Annotated in this window: 24 protein-coding genes; 3 read left to right on the top strand and 21 right to left on the bottom strand. The window is 65.6% G+C overall.

From position 1 onward, the window contains the following. Positions 1-4 precede the first annotated feature (4 nt). Positions 5-1,567: a 2-polyprenylphenol 6-hydroxylase gene (gene ubiB / locus ACNHKD_RS18580; protein WP_442754960.1), complete on the top strand. Its 1,563-nt coding sequence runs from the start codon at positions 5-7 to the stop codon at positions 1,565-1,567. A gap of 65 nt (positions 1,568-1,632) precedes the next feature. On the opposite strand, the gene ACNHKD_RS18585 is transcribed toward ubiB, so the two are convergent. The 4 genes from ACNHKD_RS18585 to ACNHKD_RS18600 all read right to left on the bottom strand — a co-directional run bounded on the left by ACNHKD_RS18585 (position 1,633) and on the right by ACNHKD_RS18600 (position 4,553). Further along, entirely contained in the window at positions 1,633-2,130 is a 498-nt protein-coding gene (locus ACNHKD_RS18585) for a hypothetical protein (protein ID WP_442754961.1), read from the bottom strand. 43 nt (positions 2,131-2,173) lie between these two features. Next, positions 2,174-2,488, bottom strand: coding sequence for a hypothetical protein (locus ACNHKD_RS18590; RefSeq protein ID WP_442754962.1), 315 nt, complete (start codon positions 2,486-2,488; stop codon positions 2,174-2,176). A gap of 203 nt (positions 2,489-2,691) precedes the next feature. After that, positions 2,692-3,264 (bottom strand): GTP cyclohydrolase I FolE, encoded by a 573-nt coding sequence (folE, locus tag ACNHKD_RS18595; protein WP_442754963.1) that lies wholly within the window; start codon positions 3,262-3,264, stop codon positions 2,692-2,694. A gap of 98 nt (positions 3,265-3,362) precedes the next feature. Further along, positions 3,363-4,553, bottom strand: coding sequence for a hypothetical protein (locus ACNHKD_RS18600; protein WP_442754964.1), 1,191 nt, complete (start codon positions 4,551-4,553; stop codon positions 3,363-3,365). A 257-nt stretch (positions 4,554-4,810) separates the two neighbouring features. Between ACNHKD_RS18600 and ACNHKD_RS18605 the strand changes: the two genes are divergently transcribed. Beyond that, a complete protein-coding gene (locus ACNHKD_RS18605; RefSeq protein WP_442756940.1) occupies positions 4,811-5,011 on the top strand; it encodes a CsbD family protein in 201 nt (66 codons plus the stop codon). A 266-nt stretch (positions 5,012-5,277) separates the two neighbouring features. Beyond that, complete coding sequence (locus tag ACNHKD_RS18610) at positions 5,278-6,525, top strand: cytochrome-c peroxidase (RefSeq protein WP_442754965.1); 1,248 nt, start codon at positions 5,278-5,280, stop codon at positions 6,523-6,525. A gap of 7 nt (positions 6,526-6,532) precedes the next feature. On the opposite strand, the gene ACNHKD_RS18615 is transcribed toward ACNHKD_RS18610, so the two are convergent. From ACNHKD_RS18615 to ACNHKD_RS18695, 17 genes are all read right to left on the bottom strand, one after another. Then, entirely contained in the window at positions 6,533-7,174 is a 642-nt protein-coding gene (locus ACNHKD_RS18615; protein ID WP_442754966.1) for an MT-A70 family methyltransferase, read from the bottom strand. Continuing rightward, positions 7,161-7,811: a BglII/BstYI family type II restriction endonuclease gene (locus ACNHKD_RS18620; RefSeq protein ID WP_442754967.1), complete on the bottom strand. Its 651-nt coding sequence runs from the start codon at positions 7,809-7,811 to the stop codon at positions 7,161-7,163. Before ACNHKD_RS18620 ends, ACNHKD_RS18615 begins: the two co-directional genes overlap by 14 nt. Positions 7,812-7,918: 107 nt before the next feature. Further along, complete coding sequence (gene murI, locus ACNHKD_RS18625; RefSeq protein ID WP_442754968.1) at positions 7,919-8,719, bottom strand: glutamate racemase; 801 nt, start codon at positions 8,717-8,719, stop codon at positions 7,919-7,921. Positions 8,720-8,786: 67 nt separating this feature from the next. Continuing rightward, positions 8,787-9,689: a tRNA pseudouridine(55) synthase TruB gene (gene truB / locus ACNHKD_RS18630; RefSeq protein WP_442754969.1), complete on the bottom strand. Its 903-nt coding sequence runs from the start codon at positions 9,687-9,689 to the stop codon at positions 8,787-8,789. A 6-nt stretch (positions 9,690-9,695) separates the two neighbouring features. Further along, the gene (gene rbfA / locus ACNHKD_RS18635; protein ID WP_442754970.1) at positions 9,696-10,115 is read right to left on the bottom strand and encodes a 30S ribosome-binding factor RbfA; all 420 of its coding nucleotides are present in this window, start codon (positions 10,113-10,115) and stop codon (positions 9,696-9,698) included. Positions 10,116-10,284: 169 nt separating this feature from the next. Further along, positions 10,285-12,909, bottom strand: a complete 2,625-nt coding sequence (gene infB / locus ACNHKD_RS18640) for a translation initiation factor IF-2 (RefSeq protein ID WP_442754971.1) — start codon at positions 12,907-12,909, stop codon at positions 10,285-10,287. Then, entirely contained in the window at positions 12,902-13,648 is a 747-nt protein-coding gene (locus ACNHKD_RS18645; protein ID WP_442754972.1) for an RNA-binding protein, read from the bottom strand. Before ACNHKD_RS18645 ends, infB begins: the two co-directional genes overlap by 8 nt. Before the next feature lie 5 nt (positions 13,649-13,653). Next, complete coding sequence (nusA, locus tag ACNHKD_RS18650; protein ID WP_442754973.1) at positions 13,654-15,249, bottom strand: transcription termination factor NusA; 1,596 nt, start codon at positions 15,247-15,249, stop codon at positions 13,654-13,656. A gap of 2 nt (positions 15,250-15,251) precedes the next feature. Beyond that, on the bottom strand, positions 15,252-16,016 hold the full coding sequence (gene rimP / locus ACNHKD_RS18655) for a ribosome maturation factor RimP (RefSeq protein ID WP_442754974.1): 765 nt from the start codon (positions 16,014-16,016) through the stop codon (positions 15,252-15,254). A 161-nt stretch (positions 16,017-16,177) separates the two neighbouring features. Next, positions 16,178-17,041, bottom strand: coding sequence for an NYN domain-containing protein (locus ACNHKD_RS18660; RefSeq protein WP_442754975.1), 864 nt, complete (start codon positions 17,039-17,041; stop codon positions 16,178-16,180). Between the two features lie 173 nt (positions 17,042-17,214). After that, a complete protein-coding gene (locus tag ACNHKD_RS18665) occupies positions 17,215-18,252 on the bottom strand; it encodes a linear amide C-N hydrolase (protein WP_442754976.1) in 1,038 nt (345 codons plus the stop codon). A 159-nt stretch (positions 18,253-18,411) separates the two neighbouring features. Beyond that, complete coding sequence (locus ACNHKD_RS18670) at positions 18,412-19,089, bottom strand: 4'-phosphopantetheinyl transferase family protein (RefSeq protein ID WP_442754977.1); 678 nt, start codon at positions 19,087-19,089, stop codon at positions 18,412-18,414. Positions 19,090-19,091: 2 nt separating this feature from the next. Then, positions 19,092-20,141, bottom strand: a complete 1,050-nt coding sequence (locus ACNHKD_RS18675) for an NAD(P)/FAD-dependent oxidoreductase (protein ID WP_442754978.1) — start codon at positions 20,139-20,141, stop codon at positions 19,092-19,094. Positions 20,142-20,378: 237 nt separating this feature from the next. After that, the gene (locus tag ACNHKD_RS18680; RefSeq protein WP_442754979.1) at positions 20,379-20,768 is read right to left on the bottom strand and encodes a 2Fe-2S iron-sulfur cluster-binding protein; all 390 of its coding nucleotides are present in this window, start codon (positions 20,766-20,768) and stop codon (positions 20,379-20,381) included. 289 nt (positions 20,769-21,057) lie between these two features. Next, the gene (locus ACNHKD_RS18685; protein ID WP_442754980.1) at positions 21,058-21,639 is read right to left on the bottom strand and encodes an ABC-type transport auxiliary lipoprotein family protein; all 582 of its coding nucleotides are present in this window, start codon (positions 21,637-21,639) and stop codon (positions 21,058-21,060) included. A gap of 139 nt (positions 21,640-21,778) precedes the next feature. After that, positions 21,779-22,684 (bottom strand): MlaD family protein, encoded by a 906-nt coding sequence (locus ACNHKD_RS18690; RefSeq protein ID WP_442754981.1) that lies wholly within the window; start codon positions 22,682-22,684, stop codon positions 21,779-21,781. 11 nt (positions 22,685-22,695) lie between these two features. After that, positions 22,696-23,508: an ABC transporter ATP-binding protein gene (locus tag ACNHKD_RS18695; RefSeq protein ID WP_442754982.1), complete on the bottom strand. Its 813-nt coding sequence runs from the start codon at positions 23,506-23,508 to the stop codon at positions 22,696-22,698. Positions 23,509-23,513 lie beyond the last annotated feature (5 nt).

Here is a 23,513-nt window from a genome sequence, read left to right on the forward strand (position 1 = left end):
GCGAATGCTGCTCCAAACCGGCAATCTTCTGCGACTGGCGCGCGCCGGCTATATTCTGGCGCGCGAAGGGGTCTTCACCACGCTCGACCCCAATCTCGTGCCGCCCGCGGCCGCGCCGCTGGTCCGCTTCGCCAATCTCTTCGCCAAGGGAAAGGGCGAGAACGCCGGCGAAGCGCTGGTGCGCGCGCTGTCGCAGATCGGCCCGTCTTACGTGAAGCTCGGCCAGTTCCTCGCGACGCGCCCTGACGTCGTCGGCGGCGAGATCGCCGACGCGCTCACCGCTTTGCAGGACCGCATGGCGCCCTTCGGGCGCGATAAAGCCGTCGAGATCGTCGAGAAGGCGCTCGGCAGGAAGATCGACGAGGCCTTTACGAGCTTTGGCGAGCCGGTCGCCGCCGCCTCGGTGGCGCAGGTGCACATGGCCACGGCCCGCTATGCCGGCAGGGAGCGCAGGGTCGCGGTGAAGGTGCTGCGTCCCGGCGTCGAGGGTCAGTTCGCCCGCGATCTGCGCGACATGTATATGGTCGCGCGCCTTGCGGAGCGCTGGTCCGCCGAAGCCCGGCGCCTGCGCATGATCGAGGTCGTCGACACGCTCGCCCGCACCGTGAAGCTCGAAACGGACTTCCGTCTCGAAGCCGCCGCCGCTTCGGAATTTGCGGAGAACGTCAAGAACGACCCCGACATTCGCGTGCCCCATGTCGACTGGGACCGCACGGACCGGGAGGTGCTGACGCTCGAATGGATCGAAGGGGCGCCGCTTTCGGACCTCGAGCGGGTCGCCATGGAAGGCCACGACCTCAAGAAGCTCGGCGCCCATGTGCTGCAATCCTTCCTGCGGCACGCCATGCGCGACGGCTTCTTCCACGCCGACATGCATCAGGGCAATCTCTTCGTCGACAGACAGGGCCGCCTCGTCGCCATCGACTTCGGCATAATGGGCCGACTCGGCGCGAAGGAGCGGCGCTTCCTCGCCGAAATCCTCTACGGCTTCATCGTGCGCGACTATAAGCGCGTGGCCGAGGTGCATTTCGAGGCGGGCTATGTGCCGGCGACGCACTCGATCGAGGAATTTTCACAGGCGCTGCGCGCCATCGGCGAGCCGCTGCACACGGTCAACGCCTCCGACATTTCCATGGCGCGGCTGCTGACGCTGCTCTTCGAGGTCACTGCGCTTTTCGACATGCGCACGCGCACCGAACTGGTGCTCTTGCAAAAGACCATGGTCGTGGCGGAAGGCGTCGCGCGCACCCTCGATCCCAAGCTCGACATCTGGAAGACCTGCGATCCGGTCGTGCGCGGCTGGATCGAGGAAAATCTCGGGCCGAAAGCAAAAATCGAAGACGCCGGCAAAAGCGTCATGGAGCTGGCGAAGCTCGCGACGCATCTTCCCAAGACGCTTGCCGACGCGGAACTCGCAATCGAACGCATCTCGAAGATGGCGGATAAGGGGGTCGATCTTTCGTCGGCGTCCGTCGACGCCATGGCCGAAACCCGCCGGCGCTCGGATAACCGGCTGCTGATCGGGCTCACGGCCATCGCGCTGCTCGCCGCCTGGCTCTTCGGATGAGATGAAGACGCGAGCCTGAAGACTCGCGCTCCCATCCCGCGCGCATTCAGGCGCGCAAGGCTCTCTCAATGCCGCCGGCCATTCGCGCCATTCGTCCAGGCGTTGACGAGACGCGACGCCGCCATCAGGCCCAGTCCCGCCCCGATGAGCAGCGGCAAGTTTCGCGGCGCCTCGCGAATGGCTGCGCGCGCCGCATTCCTCGCCGCCATGGGCGCCGCGGTTTTCGCGAGATCGAGCAAAGCCTGCGAGACGTTCGACGACTGCAGCGCCCGCGAGATCGCGGTCATAGGCGAGGCTTCGGTCAGCGCCGCAAGCTCCGCGCTCGCGCGCGCCTGCTGCACGGCTTCGCGACGGCGAGCGTAAGCGAAGACCATCGCGGCGAGCACGAGAAAAACGCCCGCGATCGCCAGATTGCCCCAGAGCGGCCCCAGTTCCTCATTGGCCCAATAGGCTGCGGCCGCCAGCGCGAAACCGAAGGCGATGACGAGCGGAACCGCCGCCATCGCATTTCCGGAAAGACGGGTAATCGTGGCGCCGACGGCGTTCTCGGCCCTTTTGATCATCGGCTCAAACATGACGTCACCACGCGCTTCTGGAAGAAGGATTTTATCTGCCTATCCTCCAGAAGGCGCCGAAGAAGAAGCCGGCGAGCGCGGCGAGCGCCACGGTCGTCGTCGGCTGCGAACGCGCCGACGTCTCGATCGCGGAGCGGAAATTGCCCAGAACCTCGCCGGTGCGCTGCGCGGCCTCTCCGCTGCGCTCCGAGACGGCCGACAGGGCGGCGTTGGCGCGGCCCACGCCCTGCTGAACGGCCCGGCCCATCTGCTCGGCGGCGGTCTGCGCCTGCTGCGCGATCGCGCCCGTCGCTTCGCCCGCGCCATGCCCGTTATGGCGCTGCTGTACGTTACGTTCCTCGGCCATTGCCGCCTCCGACGGTTTAAACAAGTGGCGAGTCAACGCGACTTGCGCGGAGATGTTCCGGGCCAGGCGGCGGAGGATCTCCCCCCTCTCCGGCCTGCGGAGAGAGGGCTGGGGTGAGCGCAAATTACAGCCTGGCGGGGGCGCGCGTCGCTGCGGCCTCGCCCCTCGCCCTGACGCTCTCTGCGTCTTGACGAGGAGAGAAATCAAGCTCCCCTGACCATGCCGAGAAACTCCTCGCGTGTGCGCGAATCGTCGCGGATCACGCCGAGCAGCTTGCTCGTCGTAAGCGAGGAGCCCGGCGTGTTCACGCCCCGCAGCGTCATGCAATTGTGCTCGGCCTCAATCACGACGCCGACGCCCTGGGGCTGCAGAATGTCCTGGATGGCCTCGGCGATCTCGGCCGTCAGCTTCTCCTGGATTTGCAGGCGCCGCGAGAAGCCGTGCACGACGCGGGCGAGCTTGGAGATGCCGACGACGCGGTTCGTGGGCAGATAGCCGACATGGGCGCGGCCGAGCACCGGCAGCATATGGTGCTCGCAGAAGCTCACCACGCGAATATTCTTGAGCACGACGAGTTCGTCATAGCCGCCGACCTCCTCGAAGGTGCGCTTGAGATAGTCGCGCGGGTCGATCTCATAACCCGCGAAAAGCTCCCTGTAAGAGCGCGCGACGCGGGCGGGCGTTTCGAGGAGCCCTTCACGATCGGGATCGTCTCCCGCCCATTCGATAAGGACGCGCACGGCCGCTTCTGCGTCGGCCTGGGTAGGCTTGGCCATTGAATGCTCTCCCGGACTGCGAACGGGACGCAAAGAAAAACCGCCCCGTCGTCGCCAGCTTGCGACGGAGCGGTCGATTTGGCAAATGGCTAAGCCGTTTAGGGGACGACGCTGCGGCCGATATTGCCGATCGCCGAGCCCACCGAATTCACCGCGCGCTTCACATAGCCGAAGGCTCCGCCCTCATTCTGAGGCGGCGGCGGCGATGGGGGCGGCGGGGCCGAAATCGGCTCCGGGGCGGCGGCGGCTTCCGGCGCCGGCGCCGGCGGCGCGCCGCGCGTCTTCGGCTTCTTGGCGGCGGCCTGCTTTGGCTTCGGCTTCGCCGGCTTGGCGGCGGCCGGCTTCGGCTCGGTATTGGCCGGCTCGGCGGCGGCTGAGGGCTCTGGCGGCGGCGGCGTGAAGCGGTTGGCGGGCGCAGCCGGCGGAGTCAGCTTGGCGACGGCGCCTGCCGGCTCGGCCGGAACCGGCGCGACGGCCGCGCCGGGCGCCGGCCCCATGGGCCCGACGGCGCGCGCAACCGGAGCAGGCGCTACCGGCTTTGCGGGGACAGGCTTGGGCGCCGCCGCGACCGGGGCCGACGCGGCAGGGGCCGACGCGGCAGGGGCCGACGCGGCAGGGGCGACGGGAACCGCCGGCAGCGGCGCGACGGATTCCGGCGCCGGAGCGACGGCCTCCGGCGCGGGCGCGGACGCGGCGTCCGCCGCCGGAACCTCCGCCGGGGGCGGAGTCAATTCGGCGCTTTGCGGCGGCGCGCCCTCGCCCTCGGCCGCAGGCGCCTCGGGCTCCTTGGCGGCGTCGGCGGCCGGCGCGTCGAGCGCGGCCTGATCGGCGGGCGGCCCCGTCTCCGGCTCGGCTGGCGGCTCGAGGTCGGCGATGGCGGGGTCCTCGGCGGGGGCGCGCCATTTGGCGAGCGTCCAGCCAAGGCTCGCAAGGCCGACGGCGACGATGCCGACCGAGAGATAGATCAGCTTCCGACGGCCCCCGTCGCCGCGATTGCGGTTGTTGGCGATCGTCTGGCGGGCCGCGAAGAGCGGGTCCTCGCCCGAGGACGGCGCCCAGTCGGACGGCGCCTCCGATATTTGCGTAATTGGCGGCGGACCATAATCGGCGGGGCCGGCGTCGAGCGCCGGGAAAGGCGGCGCGGACTCCGCCCCCGGCGCCGCGCCGAACTGCGGCTCCAGCGTCACCGCCGGCGCCCTGGCGTCGGTCGGCGGCTCCGCGTCGCGCTTCAAAAGCTCCTTGAACTCGGCGAAAGCCGCCATGAGTTCCTTGTCGTCTTGCGTGTTCATGCCTGCCCACTTGCGTGTCGTGGACCGCCGGAGTCGGCGGGAAAAAGTCGCGGCCAGCCGCTCGCCGGGTTCCTCCCCGGCGGCCCTCCACCGAATCAAAACCATAAATTGTGGCGGTTATTCGCCCCTTAAGCCCCGCTCGCGCCGGAACACCGGAACGAACGTCGCGTTTTGGGCTCACCGGGGCGGGCTCTTCATTTTGCCCCGCCCCGCGCCCCAGCCGGGGCGCGACCCATCTCGTGAGGAGACCGATCATGATGGATTGGAACCGCGTCGAAGGAAACTGGAAGCAGTTCAAGGGTAAAATCAAGGAGAAATGGGGCGAGCTCACGGACGACGAAATCGACAAGATGGAAGGCAGCCGCGAGCAGTTCGAAGGCAAGATCCAGGAGAAATACGGGATCGGCAAGGACCAGGCGAAGCGCAATGTCGACGACTGGCTGAATACGCTCCAGTAACGACGCGGGCGGCCGGACGCCGGCCGCCCCTTTTTACTTCGATCCGTATTTTAGCCAGTAGTCATGCGCCGTTCCAGCGGCGATCTGTTGACGCGCCCCTTTCATTCCGGGCGATGATGGGCGGCGGCGCCCGACGCGCCATGCGCCGGCGCGTGGGCGCGACGACTGGGCGCAGGCTTGCCTGGAACGAATCCAAGCTATCCAAATTGACGCGCCGCATACGCGCTTTCTAGACTCCAGTGAAACACTGTCAGAAGCGAGCGGCGATGCTTTCCCGACTTTCCAATCTGCGCGCCACTCTGCGCGTCGCGCTGATCGCGGCCCTGGCGTCGCTCTCGCCTTCGGGCGCCGGGGCGCTGGACGCCGGGCCGCGACAGGCCGCCGACGAGGCCGGACTGACCCAGCTGGAGCGGCTCGGCAAGCGCATCTTCGAGGATGCGAATCTCTCGCGCCCGGCGGGCGTCTCCTGCGCCTCCTGCCATGACGCGGCGGCCGCCTTCCAGGGCGTGAACGGCTCGCCCGTTCCCGCCGTGGCGCGCGGCTCCAAGCCGGACTCGCTCGGCAAGCGCAACACGCCCACCATCATGTACGCCTCCTTCGCGCCGCCCTTCGGCTTCGTCGACGACAAGGACGAGGAGACGGGCAAAGTCGAGAAGGTTCCGGCGGGCGGGCAATTCCTCGATGGACGGGCGAGCGATCTTCTCGCGCAATTCGAGGGGCCGCTTCTCGATCCGCTCGAAATGAACGCCCCCTCCAAGCGCTTTGCGGTGGAGGCGATCCGCACGGGCGCATACGCCGCGCTTGCCAAGGAAGTTTACGGCGACAAGATTTTCGACGATCCCGACAAGGCTTTCGAGAAGCTGGCGCAAGCCGTCGTCGCTTTCGAATCGAGCGCCCGCTTCCATCCCTTCGCGTCGAAATTCGACGATTATCTCCGCGGCGAGGCGCAACTGACGGCGCAGGAGCAGAAGGGTTTCGAGCTGTTCAAGGACCCGAAGAAGGGTAATTGCGTCGCCTGCCATGTCGGGAAGGAAGAGTCACGCGACCCGAAGGATTGGCTCTTCACCGATTTCACCTATGACGCGCTGGGCGCGCCGAAGAACGCCGCCATCGCCGCGACGGCGACGACGCCCGATCTCGGCCTGTGCAAGCGCCCCGGCCTGGACAAGCTCGCCCCTGCCGGATTTGATGTGAACAGCGTCTGCGGCGCCTTCAAGGTGCCGACGCTGCGCAACGTCGCCGTCACCGGCCCCTATCTGCACAATGGCGCCTTCGCGAAGCTGCGCGACGTCGTCGCCTTCTACGCCACGCGCGACACCGATCCCGCGCGCTGGTATCCCAAGGGCGAGAAGGGCAAGGCCGAGAAGTTCAACGATCTGCCGGCTGAATATCGCGAGAACGTCAATACGAACGAAGTTCCTTACGACCGCAAGGAGGGCGAGAAGCCGCGTCTTTCGGAGAAAGAGATCGACGCGATCACGGCCTTTCTGGAGACGCTCACGGATAATCGGTAGTATCCGCCTACTCGCCCAACGGCGCCAATCCATCCGCACGGGAATGATTTGCGTAAGTCGACCAGGTTGGGCGATATTCGTCGTCGGCCTGATTTCCCCACGTTGCCCAATTCCGACGCGTGCCACGCGCGAAAAGTTCGAGGTAAGGCCCCGGCGAGCAACTTTCGATGAGGTCGTATTGCTCGTCTGGCTTCCTGGAATGTTCTCTTTTGCGAGTGCCCAGATAGTTCACCTGAGTTCTCCCAGCCGCGAGAGTTCTGGCATTTTTTCCGCGAACCCCGAACAGAATCAACTCGGTCACGTTTCGAAAATAAAATCCGACCCCGCGGCCGTCCGATCCACCATCCTTCCTGACCTTGTGCCAAACAATATTAGATTTGTACTTGAATCCCCAAGCGTCTAGCACCGCGATTCCTTCTGGCAGCAGCGCATTGGGCACCCACATGTAGAGATGAGCGGGTTCTGCTGTAATCTGCGCAACCGGAAGCTTCATTATGTCAGGAAGGCTCATTGTGCCGTAGCGATTAAGTCGCTTGTGTTCTGGTGCGACCTTCCCCGTCTTGTTTTGAAATTGCCAAGGAGGATCGGCAAGAACTGTACGAAAACGCCTTCCTTTTGCAAAATCGAGCAAATCATCACTCGGCGTCATCGGCTTCTTCTCCAGGTTCCTCGTCACCAACCGCAGGAATACAGACTTTTTCTTCGATGTACAGCTTCGACGTGATGCCGAAGATCAATATGGGGCAACCTCCTCCGCCGCCACCCTCGATGCGAGGGATCAGCTTTTTCATGTGTGTGGTGGAGTTGCCGTAACTCTTACCCTTCCCGAGGCGATTGAAAATGTCCTGCAACTCGGAGCAACGAGTGACAATGATTCCCACGTCGATAACGCGCAAGTCGAACAACAAGCGAAAGTTGTTCAGGTCTCTGTCGTAGAAAGGATCCTTGTTATTCCACTCCACCTCGAGCGCGACCCGGTTTTTGTAGCAGTCGACTTTATGCGTCGGGCTCTCTCTTACTTCTTCGTCGACTTTAATGGCCGTCGAGAAATGGGTCTCCTTCCAGCCTTTCCCAGTTAGGGTCGCATCGAAACTTTTCGCGAGCTCGGATTTATTCTTACCCGGCGCGAGCACGTCTGACGTTTTGAATCGAAACGCTCGAAGCGCCGCGAGAACCTCGTCCCATTCCGTTGGATGCGCGGTAAACAGAACTCCTGCCGCATTTCGCCACTCATGAACCTCATAAAATTCCATGATGTCAGCGGGAATCAGGTGCTTAGTGGTCATTTTTCCCGGCATTTTCTCGCTGCTCGAACTCGCATTTCGAGAGAACGTAACAGAAACACAACAGGCCCGCTACAGGTTCACCCGGTTATAGGCAGGTTTCGATACATTTAGCCGGCGACCAGGCCGTAGCGCGCCAGCGTCGCGCGCAATTGCGCATCGGGCTTGGCGCCGCTGCTAAAGACCGCGCGCGCCTGGCCCTTGCCTTTGAAATTTTCCTCGAAGCCTTTCTCGCGCAGCAAATTATCCGCACGGCGCGCGATCGCCAGCGCTGGGTCTATCCAATCGACCGGCCAAGGGGCGAGGCGGCGGAACTCTTCGACGAGCAGCGGATAATGGGTGCAGGCGAGCGCAACGGCGTCGGTGCGCGCGCCATTCTCTTCCACGAAACAGGGTGCGATCTCCGCGCCGATGTCCTCGTCGCAGACGCCCTGTCCATGCATCTGCGCTTCGGCGAGCTTCGCCAGATTGGCGGAGCCCACCAGCGTGACGCGGCAATGGGCGGCGAATTGCGCGATGAGATTTTGCGTATAGTCGCGCTTCACCGTCCCCGGCGTGCCGAGGACGGAGATGAGGTGCGACTTAGAACGCTGCGCCGCCGGCTTGATCGCCGGCACCGTGCCGACGAAAGGAAGCTGCGGCCAATGCACGCGCAGGTAAGGCAGCACGATGGTCGAAGCCGTGTTGCAGGCGATGACGACCATGTCCGGCGCATGTTCGGCGATGCGTTTCTCCATCACCTGCATGACGCGGGTCACAAGGTCCGGCTCTTTCCAATTGCCATAGGGAAAGCCGGCGTCGTCCGCGCAATAAACGTAAACAGCGCCCGGCCTGAGCTTGATGATCTCCGCAAAGACCGTGAGACCGCCGAGGCCGGAGTCGAAAACGAGTATTTTGGGCGGGCGGGTCATGGGGCCAAAAATGTTAGGGGCGCGAATCGCTCGCGCCCCGCCATGATAGGCTTCCGAATTAAAAGAATCAGAACGGCAGATTGAAGACGCGCGAGGGCTCCAGCGCGCCCTCTATCACTTCGCCGAAAGCGACCGGCACGCCGCCGCAGGCGGCATAAACCACGCCCTCCGCCGGCGCGTCGCGGCCGCGCAGGATCACCGAGCCGCCCCGACGCAACCGCGCCGCCGTGTCGCGGTCGACCACGACGCAGGGAAGCTCCGAGAGCCCCGCCTCGACGGACAGCAGCGCGTCGCCCGCCATGCCCTGACTTTCGATCTCGTCGAGCGTGTAGGAATCCTCCTCCACGAACGGCCCGACCCGCGTGCGTCGCAGCGCCGTGACATGGCCGTAGCAGCCCATGAGGCGCCCGAGGTCGCGGGCGACGGCGCGCACATAGGCGCCCTTGCCGCATTCCATGTAGAAGACGGTCTCTTCCGGCGAACAGGCCTCGATCGCCAGGGAATGGATCGTGACCGCGCGCGCCTTCAGCTCCACCTGTTCGCCCTCGCGCGCAAGGTCATAGGCGCGCTCGCCGCCGATCTTGATGGCGGAGAATTGCGGCGGCGTCTGCAGAATGTCCCCGATGAACTGCGGCGTCAGCCGCTCGATCTCGGCGCGCTCGGGCCGCTTCTCGCTCGTGTGCGTGATCTCGCCGTCCGAATCGTCGGTGTTGCTCTCCGCGCCCCATTTGACGGTGAAGCGATAGGCCTTCTCGCCGTCCTGCACGAAGGGCACGGTCTTGGTCGCCTCGCCGAAGGCGACCGGGAGAATGCCCGAGGCCAGCGGATCGAGCGTCCCCGCATGGCCCGCCTTCCGGGCGTTGTAGATGCGCTTCAGGCGGGACACGGCCTGCGTGGAGGTCAGGCCCACAGGCTTGTCGAGCACCACCCAGCCGTCGACGACGGCGCGATTGGATCTTCTTTGGCTCATAATGTCTCAGGCGTTGTCTTCGGCGTCGTCCGACGCTTCGAGGTCGCGCTTCACACGCTCGGAATTGAGGATCGCGTCGATGCGCGAGACCGTGTCGAAACTGTCGTCGATGCGGAAACGGATGTCCGGGGCGAATTTGAGATTCACTTCATGGGCTATCTCGCCGCGAAGGAATTTCCTGTGGCGGTCCAGCGCGGCGATGACCTCCGGTTCGTCCTTGCCGCCGAGCGGCATGACATAGACCGTCGCGAGCTTTAGGTCGGGGCTCATCTTCACGCGCGAGACGGTGACGACGTGCTTTTCCAGCACCGGATCGTTGATGTCGCCGCGCGACAGCATCTGCGCCATGGCGTGACGCACGAGTTCGGCGACGCGCAACATGCGCTGCGACGGCGCGGAGCCGGCGGAATGATGGGATCGGGACATGACGATATGCTTCTACGCTGCCGGCAATGCGTCATGCCCGCGCTTGACGCGGGCATGACGCTTCAACCGTTGTAATCGAAGAGGCGGGCCGTTCGACACCCGCATATTGCCGCTCGCTAGACGTTGACGGCCGGGACCAAAGCCCGGCCATGACGCGAGAAAGCGGGGCTCAAAGCGTCCGCTTGATCTCCTCGACGCGGTAGCACTCGATGACGTCGCCCGCGCGCATGTCCTGGTAGTTCTCGAAGGCCATGCCGCATTCCTGGCCGGCGTCGACCTCCTTGACCTCGTCCTTGAAGCGCTTGAGCGTCGAGAGCTTGCCCTCGTGCACCACGACATTGTCGCGGATGAGGCGGACGCTCGCGCCGCGCTCGACCCTGCCGTCGGTGACGCGGCAGCCCGCGACCTTGCCCACCTTGGAGATGTCGAAGACTTCGAGGATCTGCGCATTGCCGAGCATGGTCTCGCGCAGCGTCGGCGCGAGCAGGCCCGACATCGCCGCCTTCACGTCATCCACGAGGTTGTAGATGATGTTGTAGTATCGGATCTCGATGCCGGCGCGCTCGGCCGCTTCGCGCGCTTCCTTATGGGCGCGCACGTTGAATCCGATGACGGCGGCGCCGGAGGCTTCCGCCAGCGCGATGTCGGATTCGGAGATGCCGCCGACGCCGGCATGCACGATGCGCGCGGCGACCTCGTCCGTGCCGAGCTTTTCGAGCGCGGCGGCGATGGCTTCCACCGAGCCCTGAACGTCGCCCTTGATGACGAGCGGGAACTCCTTGCGGCCCGCCGTCTTGAGCTGGCTCATCATGTCGGAGAGCGAGCCGCGCGCCGAGCCGCCGCGGGCGGCGAGCTTGTCGCGCTTTAGACGCTCGCGATACTCGGTGATCTCGCGGGCGCGCGCTTCCGATTCGACGACCGCGACGCGGTCGCCGGCCTCAGGCGTGCCGTTGAAGCCGAGAATCTCCACGGGGAAGCTCGGACCCGCCTCCTGGCGCGTCGCGCCCTTGTCGTCGAGCAGCGCGCGGACGCGGCCCCACTGCGTGCCGGCGACGATGATGTCGCCGACGCGCAGCGTGCCGCGCTGGACGAGCATGGTCGCGACCGGGCCGCGGCCCTTGTCGAGACGCGCCTCGATGACGGTGCCTTCGGCGGCGCGATCGGCGTTCGCCTTGAGGTCGAGAACTTCGGCCTGCAGGGAGATCGCTTCCAGGAGCTTCTCGAGATTGAGCTTCTGTTTCGCGGAAACCTCGACTTCGAGCGTCTCGCCGCCCATGCTCTCGACCTGCACCTCGTGCTGGAGCAGCTCCGTGCGCACGCGTTCCGGCCTGGCGTCCGGCTTGTCGATCTTGTTGATGGCGACAATGATCGGCACGCCGGCGGCGCGGGCGTGATTGATGGCCTCGACCGTCTGCGGCATCACGCCGTCATCGGCCGCGACGACCAGCACGACGATGTCCGTCACCTTGGCGCCGCGGGCGCGCATCGCGGTGAAGGCCGCATGGCCGGGCGTGTCGATGAAGGTGATCGGCTGGCCGCTGGGCGAGGTGACCTGATAGGCGCCGATATGCTGGGTGATGCCGCCGGCTTCGCCCGCGACGACGTTCGCCTGACGGATCGCGTCGAGCAGCGACGTCTTGCCGTGGTCGACATGGCCCATGATGGTGACGACGGGCGGGCGCGGCTCGAGGTCGCCCTCGACGTCCGGCGTGTCGAAAAGGCCTTCCTCGACGTCCGATTCGGCGACGCGCTTGACCGTGTGGCCCATCTCTTCGGCGACGAGCTGCGCGGTGTCGGCGTCGATGACGTCGTTGATCTTGTGCATCGCGCCCTGCTTCATCAGCAGGCGGATGACGTCCACCGCGCGCTCCGACATGCGGTTGGCGAGTTCCTGAATCGTGATCGTCTCAGGCAGCACGACCTCGCGCGCGATCTTTTCCTTCTGCTCGACCTGGCCGCGGAAGATTTTCTGCTGGCGACGCCGGAAGGAGGCGACGGAGCGCGTGCGCTCCTCGTCCGTCCCCGCCGTAGCGGTGGCGACGGTCAGGCGGCCGCGATCCTTCATGCCGCCGCCGCGCGACGGGGCGGGGCGAGGCGGGGCGGGCGGCGTGAAGCCGCCGATGGTGCGAACGGGCGGGCGCCTGACGGGCTCGGCCTGGCCCGGCGCGCGGCCGGCGGGAGCCGGCGCGGACGAGCGGGGAGCCGGCGCCGCGGCGCGCGGCTGGACGGCGGGGGCCTGCGTAACGGCCGGAGCGGCGGCGGCGTCCTGCGGCAGGCGGCGACGCGCCTCCTCCTCGGCCTTGCGCTTCGACTCGGCCTCGCGAGCGAGGCGCTCCTCCTCCTCGCGCTTGCGCGCTTCGGCGGCGGCGCGTTCGGCGCGTTCGCGCTCATCGCGCTCCGCGCGGGCCTTGGCCTCGGCCTCGGCGCGACGGCGGTCGTCTTCCTCACGGGCGCGGGCGTCGACCAGGGCGCGGGCGCGGGCCTCGCGCTCCTCCTCCGTCAGCGACCGCAGCACCATGCCGGAGCCGGACCGCGGCGCGGGCGCCGGGCGCTCCGCGCGGGGCGCCGGAGCGGAAGGCGCAGGCGCCGCCGGCGCGGCCGCGGCGGCCTTGGGCGCCGTCTCGGCATGACCCGGCGCGCGACGCTTCACCTTCTCGACCACGACCACTTTCGAGCGGCCATGGGAGAAGCTCTGGCGCACCATGCCCTGCTCTCCGGCCGGCCGCTGCTTCAGGTGCAACGTCTTCGACGGCGCGACAGTCAGGGTTTTGTCGCTGTTCTCGCTCTCACTCATCCAGCTTCCGATCCTCGGCCGCTTCCGACCCAATAACATCCACAGTCTCGTCCGGTCGCCCGCCAGCGCCCGGCTGTTCGTCCCGCATCTTCTGCGCCGCGAGGGGCGCGCCGTCCAGCGTCATGCCCCGATAGGCCGCCAGCCGGCGGCATCGCGAAAGAAAACTCGAAGCCGGCCCGCCGGAGGCGAGCGCAGCATGTATCACATTTGTGCGCCCCAAAGCCAAATCCAATTGACTCGACGTAAATAAGCCGACGATGGGCGGAGCGCCATCGTTTTCGCGCGCGCTCGCGCTTTCCGCCCGCCGGGCGCTTTGACGCAGCTTGCGCTTGCCGTCCGCGCCGCCGTCGCTCGCCTCGACGAGAATCGCCGCCGCCCCTTTCGCGAGCAGGTCCGCGACCTTGTTGAAGCCGGCCGTCACCGCGCCCGCCTTGTTGGCGAGCGCCAGCATCTGCAGGCAATCGGCTTCGAGCAGGCGATCGACGTTCTCGGCGAGCTGCGGCGGCGTCTCCACCTCCTCCTTGAGGCTCCTGGCGAAGATCCGCTTTTTCGCGGCCTCGGCGACGAGCCCGGCGCGCGCGCCGACCCAGACGCCGCGGCCCGGCAGGCGCGCGCGAATGTCCGGCGCGATGACCCCGTCGGGTCCGCGCACGAAGCGGATCATCGCCTCGGGCGGCTCCCGCCGCCTGGTGACGATGCAGGTCCGCTCGGACTCGCGCTCTTTCGCCAAGGCCGTCACCGCCCTTATTCGCCCTCCGCCGGCGCTTCTTCTTCCGCCGCCGGTTCTTCCGCCGCCGGCTCGATCCAGCCGGCGCGCACGCGCGCGGCCATGATCATCGCTTCAGCCTCCTCGCGGGAGAGGTCGACGCCTTCGAAGAAGCCCTCATGCTTGGTCGTCTCGCCGTCCTTCTTCTCGGTCCAGCCGACGAGATCGTCCGGCACGCAGCCGGCGAAGTCTTCCATCGTCTTCACGTCGTTCTCGCCCAGCTTGACCATCATGGCCGTGGTCATGCCGTCGATCTCGCGCAGGTCGTCGGCGACGCCCAACTCCTTGCGGCGGGCCTCGTTCTCGGCCTCGACGCGATCGAGATAGTTGCGGGCGCGGGTCTGGATCTCACTCGCCGTCTCCTCGTCGAAGCCCTCGATCGAGGCGAGTTCCGGCAAATCGACATAAGCGAGCTCCTCGACGGAGCGGAAGCCTTCCGAGGCGAGCAGGCGGCCCACGACCTCGTCGACGTCGATCGCCGACATGAAGACGCGGGTGCGCTCCTCGAACTCCTTCTGGCGGCGTTCGGATTCTTCGGCCTCGGTCAGAATGTCGATGTCCCAGCCCGTGAGTTGCGAGGCGAGGCGGACGTTCTGGCCGCGGCGGCCGATGGCGAGCGAGAGCTGGTCGTCCGGAACGACGACCTCGATGCGCGAGCTGTCCTCGTCGAGCACCACTTTCACGACTTCGGCCGGCTGCAGCGCGTTGACGATGAAGGTCGCCGCGTCCGCCGACCAGGGAATGATGTCGATGCGCTCGCCCTGCAATTCCTGCACGACCGCCTGCACGCGCGAGCCGCGCATGCCGACGCAGGCGCCGACCGGATCGATCGACGAATCGCGCGACACGACGGCGATCTTGGCGCGCGAGCCCGGATCGCGGGCGACCGACTTCACCTCGATCACGCCATCGTAGATTTCCGGCACTTCCTGCCTGAAGAGCTTCGCCATGAACTGCGGATGCGTGCGCGACAGGAAGATCTGCGGCCCGCGCTGCTCGCGGCGCACGTCATAGACATAGGCGCGCACGCGGTCGCCGGGGCGGAACATTTCGCGCGGAATCATCTCGTCGCGGCGGATCACGCCTTCGCCGCGCCCGAGATCGATGATGACGTTGCCATATTCGACGCGCTTGACGACGCCGTTCACGATCTCGCCGATGCGGTCCTTATATTCCTCGTACTGGCGGTCGCGCTCCGCCTCGCGCACCTTCTGCACGATGATCTGCTTGGCCGACTGCGCGGCGATGCGGCCGAAGTCGAAGGGCGGCAGCGTCTCGGAAATCCAGTCGCCCGGCTGTGCGGCCGGATTGCGCTTGCGGGCGTCCTCGATGGAAATCTGCGTGGCGTCGTTCTCGACCTTGTCCACGACTTCGAGGAGCCGCGAGAAGCGCACTTCGCCGGTGCGCGGATTGATCTCCGCGCGCACTTCTGTCTCCTGCCCGTAGCGCGAGCGGGCCGCCTTTTGCAGCGCGTCCTCCATCGAGGCGATGACGATCGTGCGATCGATCGACTTCTCGCGCGCGACGGCGTCGGCGATCTGCAGAATTTCGAGTCGGTTGGCGCTGACGGCCATGGTCACTCTCCCTCGGAGCGGGCGGAACGGGGCTTCGCGGGCCCCGGACCTTTCTTGAAATGCGTCTGCACGCCGGCCGGAACCAGCGGCTTCGCCTTGTTTTTTTGCGGGCCGCGGAAGCGTCCCGGCCCCCGGCGCGGACGTTCTTCCTCTTGTGTCGCGGCCTCTTCTTCCTGCGCCGCCTGTTCGAGCTTGCCGGCGCGCAGCGATTCGCGGATGAGCGCCTCGGTGAGCATCAGCTTGCCTTCGTCGAGATCGACGAGCGGCAGCGTGACGAGCTTCTCCTCGTCGGCGCGCGCGTCGTTGCGTTCGATCGTCACTTTGGCGGCGCGGCCTTCGCCCTCGACGCCCATGATGATCCCGCGAAAGCGCTTGCGGCCGGTTTCCAGCGGATGCGTCAGCTCGACGCGCGCCTCGTGACCCACGGCGCGGGCGAAATCGGAGACGCGCACCAGCGGACGGTCGACGCCGGGAGATGAAATCTCGAGCCGGTATTCGCCGGAGATGAAATCCGCGACGTCCAGTTCGGGGGAGAGCGCCTGGCTCGCCGCCTCGCAATCGTCGATGGTCATGATCCCGTCGGGGCGCTCGGCCATGATCTGCAGCGTCTGGCCGTTCTGCTGCATCAGCTTGACGCGCACGAGCCGGAAACCAAGCTGCGCCAGCACCGGCTCGGCGAGATGCGCCACGCGCGCGGCGACGCCCGTCTCTAGGACGAGGCGGGGCTCGTCGAGGGCGGCGTCGATGGGAGCGGCGTTTTCGGTCAAGCCTGGTTCCTGCGTTTCGGATTCGCCAAACAAAAAAGAGCGGGTCCCCGCCGGGGCCCCACTCTCAACGGCGACCATCCGGGATGATCGTTATGAGATGGAATTTGGCGTCTTATACACCAGGAGGACGGGGAGAGGCAAGGAAAAGAGGAGGTCCCCAGCTAACTGATCCGCCCGCGGACAAGTCTGCTGAAATGTGTCCGCATTTCTGTGATTTCATGACGTTCAAGCTTTCGACCCAGCGCAGCGCCGCAGGTTGGCAATAACTTTCGATCAAGATCTGACGGAACGCCTTTCTCTGTCTCCCAAAACTGCTTGATGCCTTCTATGTCAGAAAAATCCAGATTCTCCACAAAAACTTGGACAGCGTCTTCGATCAGAGACTTGGCCTCGATTGCGGTGGATGAGAGATCAACGGGCCCCGCTTCCGTTGCCAAGCTCTCTGAAATTGGGACCGGCTGGCTAAGGGGAGTTGGGATAACTTCGCGCAAGGATAAAAATAAGCTAACCTCTGCGGCCTCCCATTCAGTAGTCGTATCAGCCTCCCTGAGCAATTGAGACGATTGGGAGCCCCGAGACGGCTGAATCCCGAGCAAATGGACCCGAACTCCATAATTTTGTGCGATCTGGACTCCAATCCGGACATCCTCGTCACCAGACAGAAGCAGCGCGTCGGAGATTGATTTAAGCCTTGCCAATTCAATCAGATCGGTGACGATTAAGGAGTCGACGCCTTTCTGTTGACCGGTGTTATTGATAGCGCCCAGCCTTAGCTTTACGTCATCGAGATGAGCAAGCGTAGCCTGATCGGTAGTGAGCCCCGACCCTGCGAGGGCGCCGTCATACCAGTAAATTCGCAAGAGCCTGCAGCCATGGGCCTTCTGCTCGGCAAGCAACTTTAGCCGTTCAACTGACTTTGCTGCGTCAAAGCTAAGACCGCTTCGGGCCACCTTGCTTCCAGATAGGGCCGCGCTTCCTTGCGCAAAAAGGTAGCCCGCATCTACAAAAATAGCCACTCTATCCATTCAAGAGCCCGAAAATAGCAAGGGCTCCCGCGGGAGCCCTTTTATGCCAGCGCCGCCAAAGTTAGATATGCGGCGACACTGGAGTGAAAATTACATGGCACATAAATCGCCAAATGGCAAGGGAGAACTGAAACGTGACAGTTGGCACGGGATTAATGCCCTAACTTTGCGTCTCACCGCGAGATGAACTTGAACGGCTCCGCCGCCACGAAGCTCTCCGACACCTCTCCCGACAGCATCGGCCGCCCGCTCAAATCCAGCTTCACCGGCTTTCCGCCCGCCGCCGGCAAAATCTTTTCAAGATCCACCCAGAAAATCGCCGGGTTGTAGGCGCTCTCGAAATAATAGCGCTTGGCGGCCGTGTCCGAGACCGTGCGCCAGACGGTCGAGGCGATGTTCGGCTGCTCGGGATCGGCAATCCCCAGCGGCACGGAGATCGCCCGGATCAGCGAAAAGGTCGTCGCCGTCGCAAGCCTCGGATCCGCCTCTTTCGCCGCCGCGTTCAGGTTCCAGCTGATGCGCGCGAAGCGGTCGGCGGCGCGCGCCGTGCCGGGCAGGAATTGCAGGCCGCCCACCGTGTTCCAGTAAGTGTTGATGGCGAGCTGCTGGTCGTAGCTCGGCGAGTTGGTCATCACCCGATATTGCGCGCCGTGATGGATGACGAGCTTCCCCCCGAGATACTCGAAGATCGCGCTGTCTCCCGTGGCGTCGGCGACGGCCATATGCCCGCCCGCCTTGTGCCCGTCCGGCAGATCGGGCGCGACGATGGCGAAGGGCTCCTTCCGCAACGCCGTCACGGCCTCTGCCACCGTGCCGAAATTGTCCAGCACATATTGCGCCCAGGCCCCGATGGACAGCTTGGGCTTCTTGCTCGCTGCCGGATCGCCGTATTCGCTTTCAACCAGATAGAGGACATTCGCCACGAGGCCGGCGTCGTTCATGCCGTCGACGGTGGCGAGATTGTAGAAGGAGCTGATCACCGAGCCGTGCTTCGCGGTCCATCTGATCGCGCCCTGCGGGACGGCGCCGTCTCGCGCCATGCCTTTGGGAAAGGCCCAGAGATCCGTGTTCGGGTCGACCATCCAGTCCATGGAGCGGCCGACCATGTAGGACTTGGTCCCGGTCTCGTAGAGGAGACGGGTGCAGGCGTCGGCGGGAGGCGCCGACAGGGACAGGGCGGCGCTGAGGGCGAGGCGGCGAATGGTCTTCATTGCATGATCCCTGAAACAGGACCGTCGTAGCGCGCAGCGAAGCTGTCCGAGGCAGCCCGTCCGCATTCATTCTTACGACCGGATCGCTTCGTCTCTCCGCCCCTCGCGACGACGGAACCGGTCGATCGAAAGGCGGTTCAACTCTGGCACGGATCGGGCTCAAAGCAATGAGGCGGGCTCCGCCTCGTTCAAATCAGCGCTAACCGGCCCTTGCGCGGCGAGCGCAAAATGAAATAATCCGCGCCGCCAATGCGCGACGCTCCATTCCTGCGCGGAGCCCTCTTTCATCGTCACGCGCGGCGGATCGGGCGTAACCGAAAAGCTGTCGAGCGCGCGCGAAAGCCCCTGTCCCGTCGCCTTCACGACAGCCTCTTTCAGCGTCCAGATCGCGAAGAAGAGATCGCGCCGCGCCTCGCCCTCGACGGCGGCGAGCAGCGCGACTTCCTCCGGCGCGAAGAAGCGCTGTGCGAGCTTCATGCTCTCGGCGCGCCGGTCGGAAGGTTCGACGTCGATTCCGATCTCCACGCCCTCGGCGACGGCGACGGCGACCATGCCGCGGGTATGCGACAGGCTGAAGCGCAGGTCGCGCGGCGGATCGAGAAGGAAGGGTTTGCCGAGCTTCGTCATCGAGAAGCGCCAATCCTGCGGCGCCCAGCCGGCGCGGCGCGACAGTTCGAGGCGCAGCAGGGCGTGCGCGGCGACGTAGCCCCGGCGGTCTTCGTCGAACGCGAAGCGCGCCGCACGGGCGCGCTCCTCATCGTCCAGCAAAGCGGCGAGCGCGTCCCATTGCTCGGGAGCGACCCGCGCAAGGTTCAGCGCCCGGGCCGCAACCTCCACGATCAGGAGACGCCGAGCTTCTTTTGAAGGTTGGTCGACGACGTCGTGTATTGGAAGAGGAGCTTCTTGTCCGGGAAGATGTAGCGATGCGCCTTCTGCGCCGCGAGCGCGCCCTCGTGGAAGCCAGAAAGAATCAGCTTCAGCTTGCCCGGATAATAATTGATGTCGCCGACCGCGAAGATGCCGGGATGGCTCGTCTCGAACTTCTCGGTGTCGACCGGGATCAGATTCTCGTTGAGCTGGAGGCCCCATCCGGCGACCGGACCGAGCTTCATGGTGAGGCCGAAGAAGGGCATCATGCGGTGGCAGGAGAGCCGCTCTTCGGCTCCGTCATTGCCCTTGAGCAGCACGCTCGACAGCTCCCCGCCGACGCCCTCGACCTGCGTGATCTGGCCGAGCCTGAAGGAGATCTTGCCCGCCGCGACCAGCTCCTGCATGGCCGAGACCGAATGCGGCGCGGCGCGGAAGGCGTCGCGGCGATGGACGAGCGTCAGGCTGCGGGCGATCGGCTGAAGGTTGAGAGTCCAGTCGAGCGCCGAGTCGCCGCCGCCGATGATGATCACATCCTTGTCGCGGAAATCCTCCATGCGGCGCACGGCGTAGAAGACCGACTTGCCCTCATATTGCTCGATCGTCGGGATCGGCGGCTTCTTGGGCTGGAAGGAGCCGCCGCCGGCCGCGATGACGACGACCTTGGCGAGGAAGACCTTGCCGGCGTCGGTGGTGAGGCGGAAGGAGGGCTTTTCCGGCGTGCCGAGCGAAGTCAGCGTCTCGACCATCTCATTGAAATGGAAGGTGGGATGGAAGGGCTCGATCTGCTTGAGAAGGCTGTCCGTCAGGCCCTGGCCGGTGACCTCGGGAAGGCCCGGAATGTCGTAGATCGGCTTCTCCGGATAGAGCTCCGAGCACTGGCCGCCGGCGCGCGGCAGAATGTCGATGACATGGCACTTGATGTCGAGAAGACCCAGTTCGAACACCGCGAAAAGGCCGGCCGGGCCGGCGCCGACGATAACGACATCGGTTTCAATCGCGGCTTCGTTGAGCTGGTTCATGTCTTCAATCCTTGTCTCAAGGCGGCGCGAACCGCCGCACGCATGGACGGCGGAGGGCGGCGAACACCCTCGCGAGCGATCGGAAACGGCCTCGTGAAATCGGGGAGGATTTGAACGCGGCCAGCCGACCGGCGGATGATCCATCCGCCGCCGCTCGCGTTCGTCTATAGCATTCGTCGGAAGATGCAACGCCAAACCGCTGCGGCGTGAAGCCGCCGCAGCTCGGCGCCTGATGGATCAGCCCTGCTGGGCGGGGGTGGTCACGACGAGCCCGTCAAGCTCCGGGCGCACCGTGATCTGGCAGCAAAGACGCGAATTCGGCTTTACGTCGAAGGCGAAATCGAGCATGTCCTCTTCCATCTGGGACGGCTTACCGACCTTTTCCGTCCATTTTTCATCTACATAGACATGACATGTCGCGCAGGCGCAGGCGCCGCCGCACTCAGCCGCGATCTCGGGAATGTCGTTGCGGCGCGCGGTCTCCATCACCGTCGAGCCGACCTCGCCCTCGACCGTGCGCGGCTGGCCGTTCGAATCCACGAAAGTGATCTTGACCTTGGTGGGCGCGCCGCCGCCCGGTTCGGCGCCGTAGCGTGCAGCCGTGTCGTCGAAGCTCATCTTCACCATGACGCCCGTCTCTTCCCTGATCCGGCCGCGCCTTCCGCCCGCCAATCGAATCGCGGACGTCGGCGCTTACCCGCGTTCGGCCCTGCCGAACTTCCCTTTTTGGCTGCGCTCGATTAGCACCCGTCCGTTTGCGGCGCTAGCCCCTCCTTGACCGGCGCGCATTTGCGGCGCTGCGTCGGAAACCGCTCTATCGCCGACGCGCGGCCGGGAAAAAAGCGGCTTTCGCGCTGCGGGCGGGCCCGCGTTTCCCCGCCTGCCTGTCGCCCTGCGCCGGGGAACGGTCAAAGGCTCACAGCTTGCCGCGCGCCCATGAGGCCACGCGCGCGAGCGCCTGTCCGGCGGCTTCGGCGAGGGCCATGGCGGCGGGCGCGCCGGCGCGCTCGGGCGCGGGAGCCTCGCCAATGACGTTCTGCCCGGCGCGTTCGACGCCGCTATTCTCGTCGACGATCCGAGCGTAAATCTCGACGACGGCGACGTTGCGCGCCACGTCGATCTCGAACCGGCGAATGTCGGTCGTAAGCGCGCGGCCGCTCCCCGTGACGCGCGCGGCGGCGACGCCGGCGCGTCGCAGCGACTCGATCAGCCGCTCGCGCAGCAGGCGCGGCAGCGGCTCCGACCACTGGACGCCCGGCAGCACAAGGACGCTGGCGTCCGCGTCGCGAACCACGATTCGATAGCCGTTGGTCGGCGCGACGGCCACCGGCTGCCGGACCGAAACCGCCCCCGCCCCAATGGCGGAGACGCGCGTCATCGCCGACGCGCCGGCGAGGTCGAAAACCTGGCTTGCCGGCTGCGCGCAGCCGGCGACGGCGAGCGCCACGCAAGGCGCGCGCAATTTCGCCAGCCAGATCCCCGCCTTCCGCCATCCCATCCCGGCCGCCCGCCGCCTATCCGCCACAGCTTGAACAGCTTTCGTCCTTCTAGAGCGCGTTGCGAAAAAGTGGAACCGGCTTTTCGCATGGCGCGCGCTCTAAACCTTCAGAATCGATTCCACGGATTAGGCAAAGCTCTCAGCGGCCGCGATATTCGGGAGTCGACTGGGACGGTCCCCAGATAAATTGCGAGGGATCGCGCTCGATCGATTTGATCGCCTGATCGAGCGTGTCGACCGCCTTGCGCGCGTCGACGGCGAGCTGCTCATATTGCTTTAGCCCGCGCGCCGAAAAATTCTTCAGACTGTTCGAAGCGCTCGCGACATTGCCCGTGATCGCCTTGAGCTGCTTGGGATCGATCGCCTTGATCGTCTTTTCCCCGGCGGCGAGGAAACTGTCGAGGCGCGCAGCGACGGGTTTGAGCGAATGCGCCGCCTCGGCGGCGTCCTTAATGAAGGCGGAAATCTGATTGGAATTGTCGGCGAGCGTCTTGGTGAAAGCTTCCGCGTTCTTGAGCGTGCCGCTGATCGCATCCTTGTTCTCGTCCAAAAGCTTGTCGAGCTTCACCAGCACTTCCGCCGCCTTGGTCGAAAGGTTCTGGACGTTGCCGAGGAGGTTTTGAATCTCGGAGCGCTCGGCCATGATCTCGGGATAGCGCTGCCCCTCCCGAGCCACGAGGTCGGGCGCGCCCGGCGTGCCGCCGACGAGCAGAACGTCGGCCGTCCCGGTGAAACCGCGCGTCTCGAGGCGGGCCCGCGTATTGGTTTTGACCGGCGTGCGATCGTCGATCTTGACGAGCACGTCGACCTTGCTCGGGTCCTTCTCGGAAATGGCGAGATGCGTGACCTCGCCGACCTTCACGCCGTTGAACAGAACGGACGAACCGCGCGTGAGGCCGGAAACGGAGCCCGAGAAGACGATCTGGTAGACCTCCTGCTTGCCGATCTGGCTCGGTCCGGAGAACCAGTAGACGAAGCCGAACGCCGCAAAGATCATCGCCAGCGTGAAGGCGCCGATCAGGGCGAAATTGGCGCGGGTTTCCATGCGTCGTCCTCTCAGTCGGCGTTCGCGGCGACCAGGCGCCCGCCGCGAACCCCGTGAAAATAAGCCTTGAGCCAGGGGTGGTCCGATCGCAGCAGGGTCTCCAGCGGCCCCTCCGCAATCACCTTGCCGTCCGCGAGCGCGGCGATCCGGTCGCAAATCGAATAAAGGCTGTCGAGGTCATGGGTCACCATGAACACCGTCAGCCCGAGCGTTTCCTGCAAGGTCGCGATCAGCTCGTCAAATTCCGCGGCGCCGATCGGGTCGAGGCCCGATGTCGGCTCGTCCAGGAAGACCAGCTCGGGGTCGAGCGCCAGCGCCCGCGCCAGCGCCGCGCGCTTGACCATGCCGCCCGACAATTCGGACGGAAATTTGTCCGCCGCGTCGGGCTTCAGGCCGACGAGCTCGATTTTGAGCATGGCCAGCTCGTCCATCAGCCGGGGCGAGAGGTCGCGCGTCTCGCGCATCGGCATCTGGATGTTCTGCTTCACGGTCAGGCCCGAAAACAGCGCGCCGTTCTGGAAAAGCACGCCCCAGCGCTGCTCAAGCGCCTTGCGCTCGGCCGATGGCAGCTTGTCGCGCTCCTTGCCGAAGATGCGGATGGAGCCGGCGCGCGTCGGCACGAGGCCCAATATCGCGCGGGTAAGCACGGATTTGCCCTGCCCGGAGCCGCCGACGAAGCCCAGCACCTCGCCGCGGCGGACGTCGAGATCAAGCCCGTTCATCACGAGCTTCTCGCCAAAGCCCACGACGAGGCCGCGGACGCTGATGATCGGGTCGTCATGCGCGCTGACCGGCGCCCGGCCCTGCTTGTGAAGGAGGGTCATCGGCG

The organism is Methylocystis sp. JAN1 (assembly GCF_052186135.1).
In the GTDB taxonomy this organism is placed as follows: domain Bacteria; phylum Pseudomonadota; class Alphaproteobacteria; order Rhizobiales; family Beijerinckiaceae; genus Methylocystis.

Coding starts and splice junctions, on each gene's coding strand:
- ACNHKD_RS18680 (WP_442754979.1), bottom strand. CDS start 20,768: ATGGTGAAGATGAGCTTCGACGACACGGCTGCACGCTACGGCGCCGAA.
- ACNHKD_RS18675 (WP_442754978.1), bottom strand. CDS start 20,141: ATGAACCAGCTCAACGAAGCCGCGATTGAAACCGATGTCGTTATCGTC.
- murI (WP_442754968.1), bottom strand. CDS start 8,719: ATGACCCGCCCGCCCAAAATACTCGTTTTCGACTCCGGCCTCGGCGGT.
- rbfA (WP_442754970.1), bottom strand. CDS start 10,115: ATGTCCCGATCCCATCATTCCGCCGGCTCCGCGCCGTCGCAGCGCATG.
- ACNHKD_RS18665 (WP_442754976.1), bottom strand. CDS start 18,252: ATGAAGACCATTCGCCGCCTCGCCCTCAGCGCCGCCCTGTCCCTGTCG.
- ubiB (WP_442754960.1), top strand. CDS start 5: ATGCTGCTCCAAACCGGCAATCTTCTGCGACTGGCGCGCGCCGGCTAT.
- ACNHKD_RS18600 (WP_442754964.1), bottom strand. CDS start 4,553: ATGAACACGCAAGACGACAAGGAACTCATGGCGGCTTTCGCCGAGTTC.
- ACNHKD_RS18590 (WP_442754962.1), bottom strand. CDS start 2,488: ATGGCCGAGGAACGTAACGTACAGCAGCGCCATAACGGGCATGGCGCG.
- ACNHKD_RS18690 (WP_442754981.1), bottom strand. CDS start 22,684: ATGGAAACCCGCGCCAATTTCGCCCTGATCGGCGCCTTCACGCTGGCG.
- ACNHKD_RS18660 (WP_442754975.1), bottom strand. CDS start 17,041: ATGGATAGAGTGGCTATTTTTGTAGATGCGGGCTACCTTTTTGCGCAA.
- ACNHKD_RS18615 (WP_442754966.1), bottom strand. CDS start 7,174: ATGACGCCGAGTGATGATTTGCTCGATTTTGCAAAAGGAAGGCGTTTT.
- ACNHKD_RS18610 (WP_442754965.1), top strand. CDS start 5,278: ATGCTTTCCCGACTTTCCAATCTGCGCGCCACTCTGCGCGTCGCGCTG.
- ACNHKD_RS18695 (WP_442754982.1), bottom strand. CDS start 23,508: ATGACCCTCCTTCACAAGCAGGGCCGGGCGCCGGTCAGCGCGCATGAC.
- ACNHKD_RS18605 (WP_442756940.1), top strand. CDS start 4,811: ATGGATTGGAACCGCGTCGAAGGAAACTGGAAGCAGTTCAAGGGTAAA.
- ACNHKD_RS18685 (WP_442754980.1), bottom strand. CDS start 21,639: ATGGGATGGCGGAAGGCGGGGATCTGGCTGGCGAAATTGCGCGCGCCT.
- nusA (WP_442754973.1), bottom strand. CDS start 15,249: ATGGCCGTCAGCGCCAACCGACTCGAAATTCTGCAGATCGCCGACGCC.
- truB (WP_442754969.1), bottom strand. CDS start 9,689: ATGAGCCAAAGAAGATCCAATCGCGCCGTCGTCGACGGCTGGGTGGTG.
- folE (WP_442754963.1), bottom strand. CDS start 3,264: ATGGCCAAGCCTACCCAGGCCGACGCAGAAGCGGCCGTGCGCGTCCTT.
- ACNHKD_RS18620 (WP_442754967.1), bottom strand. CDS start 7,811: ATGACCACTAAGCACCTGATTCCCGCTGACATCATGGAATTTTATGAG.
- ACNHKD_RS18585 (WP_442754961.1), bottom strand. CDS start 2,130: ATGATCAAAAGGGCCGAGAACGCCGTCGGCGCCACGATTACCCGTCTT.
- infB (WP_442754971.1), bottom strand. CDS start 12,909: ATGAGTGAGAGCGAGAACAGCGACAAAACCCTGACTGTCGCGCCGTCG.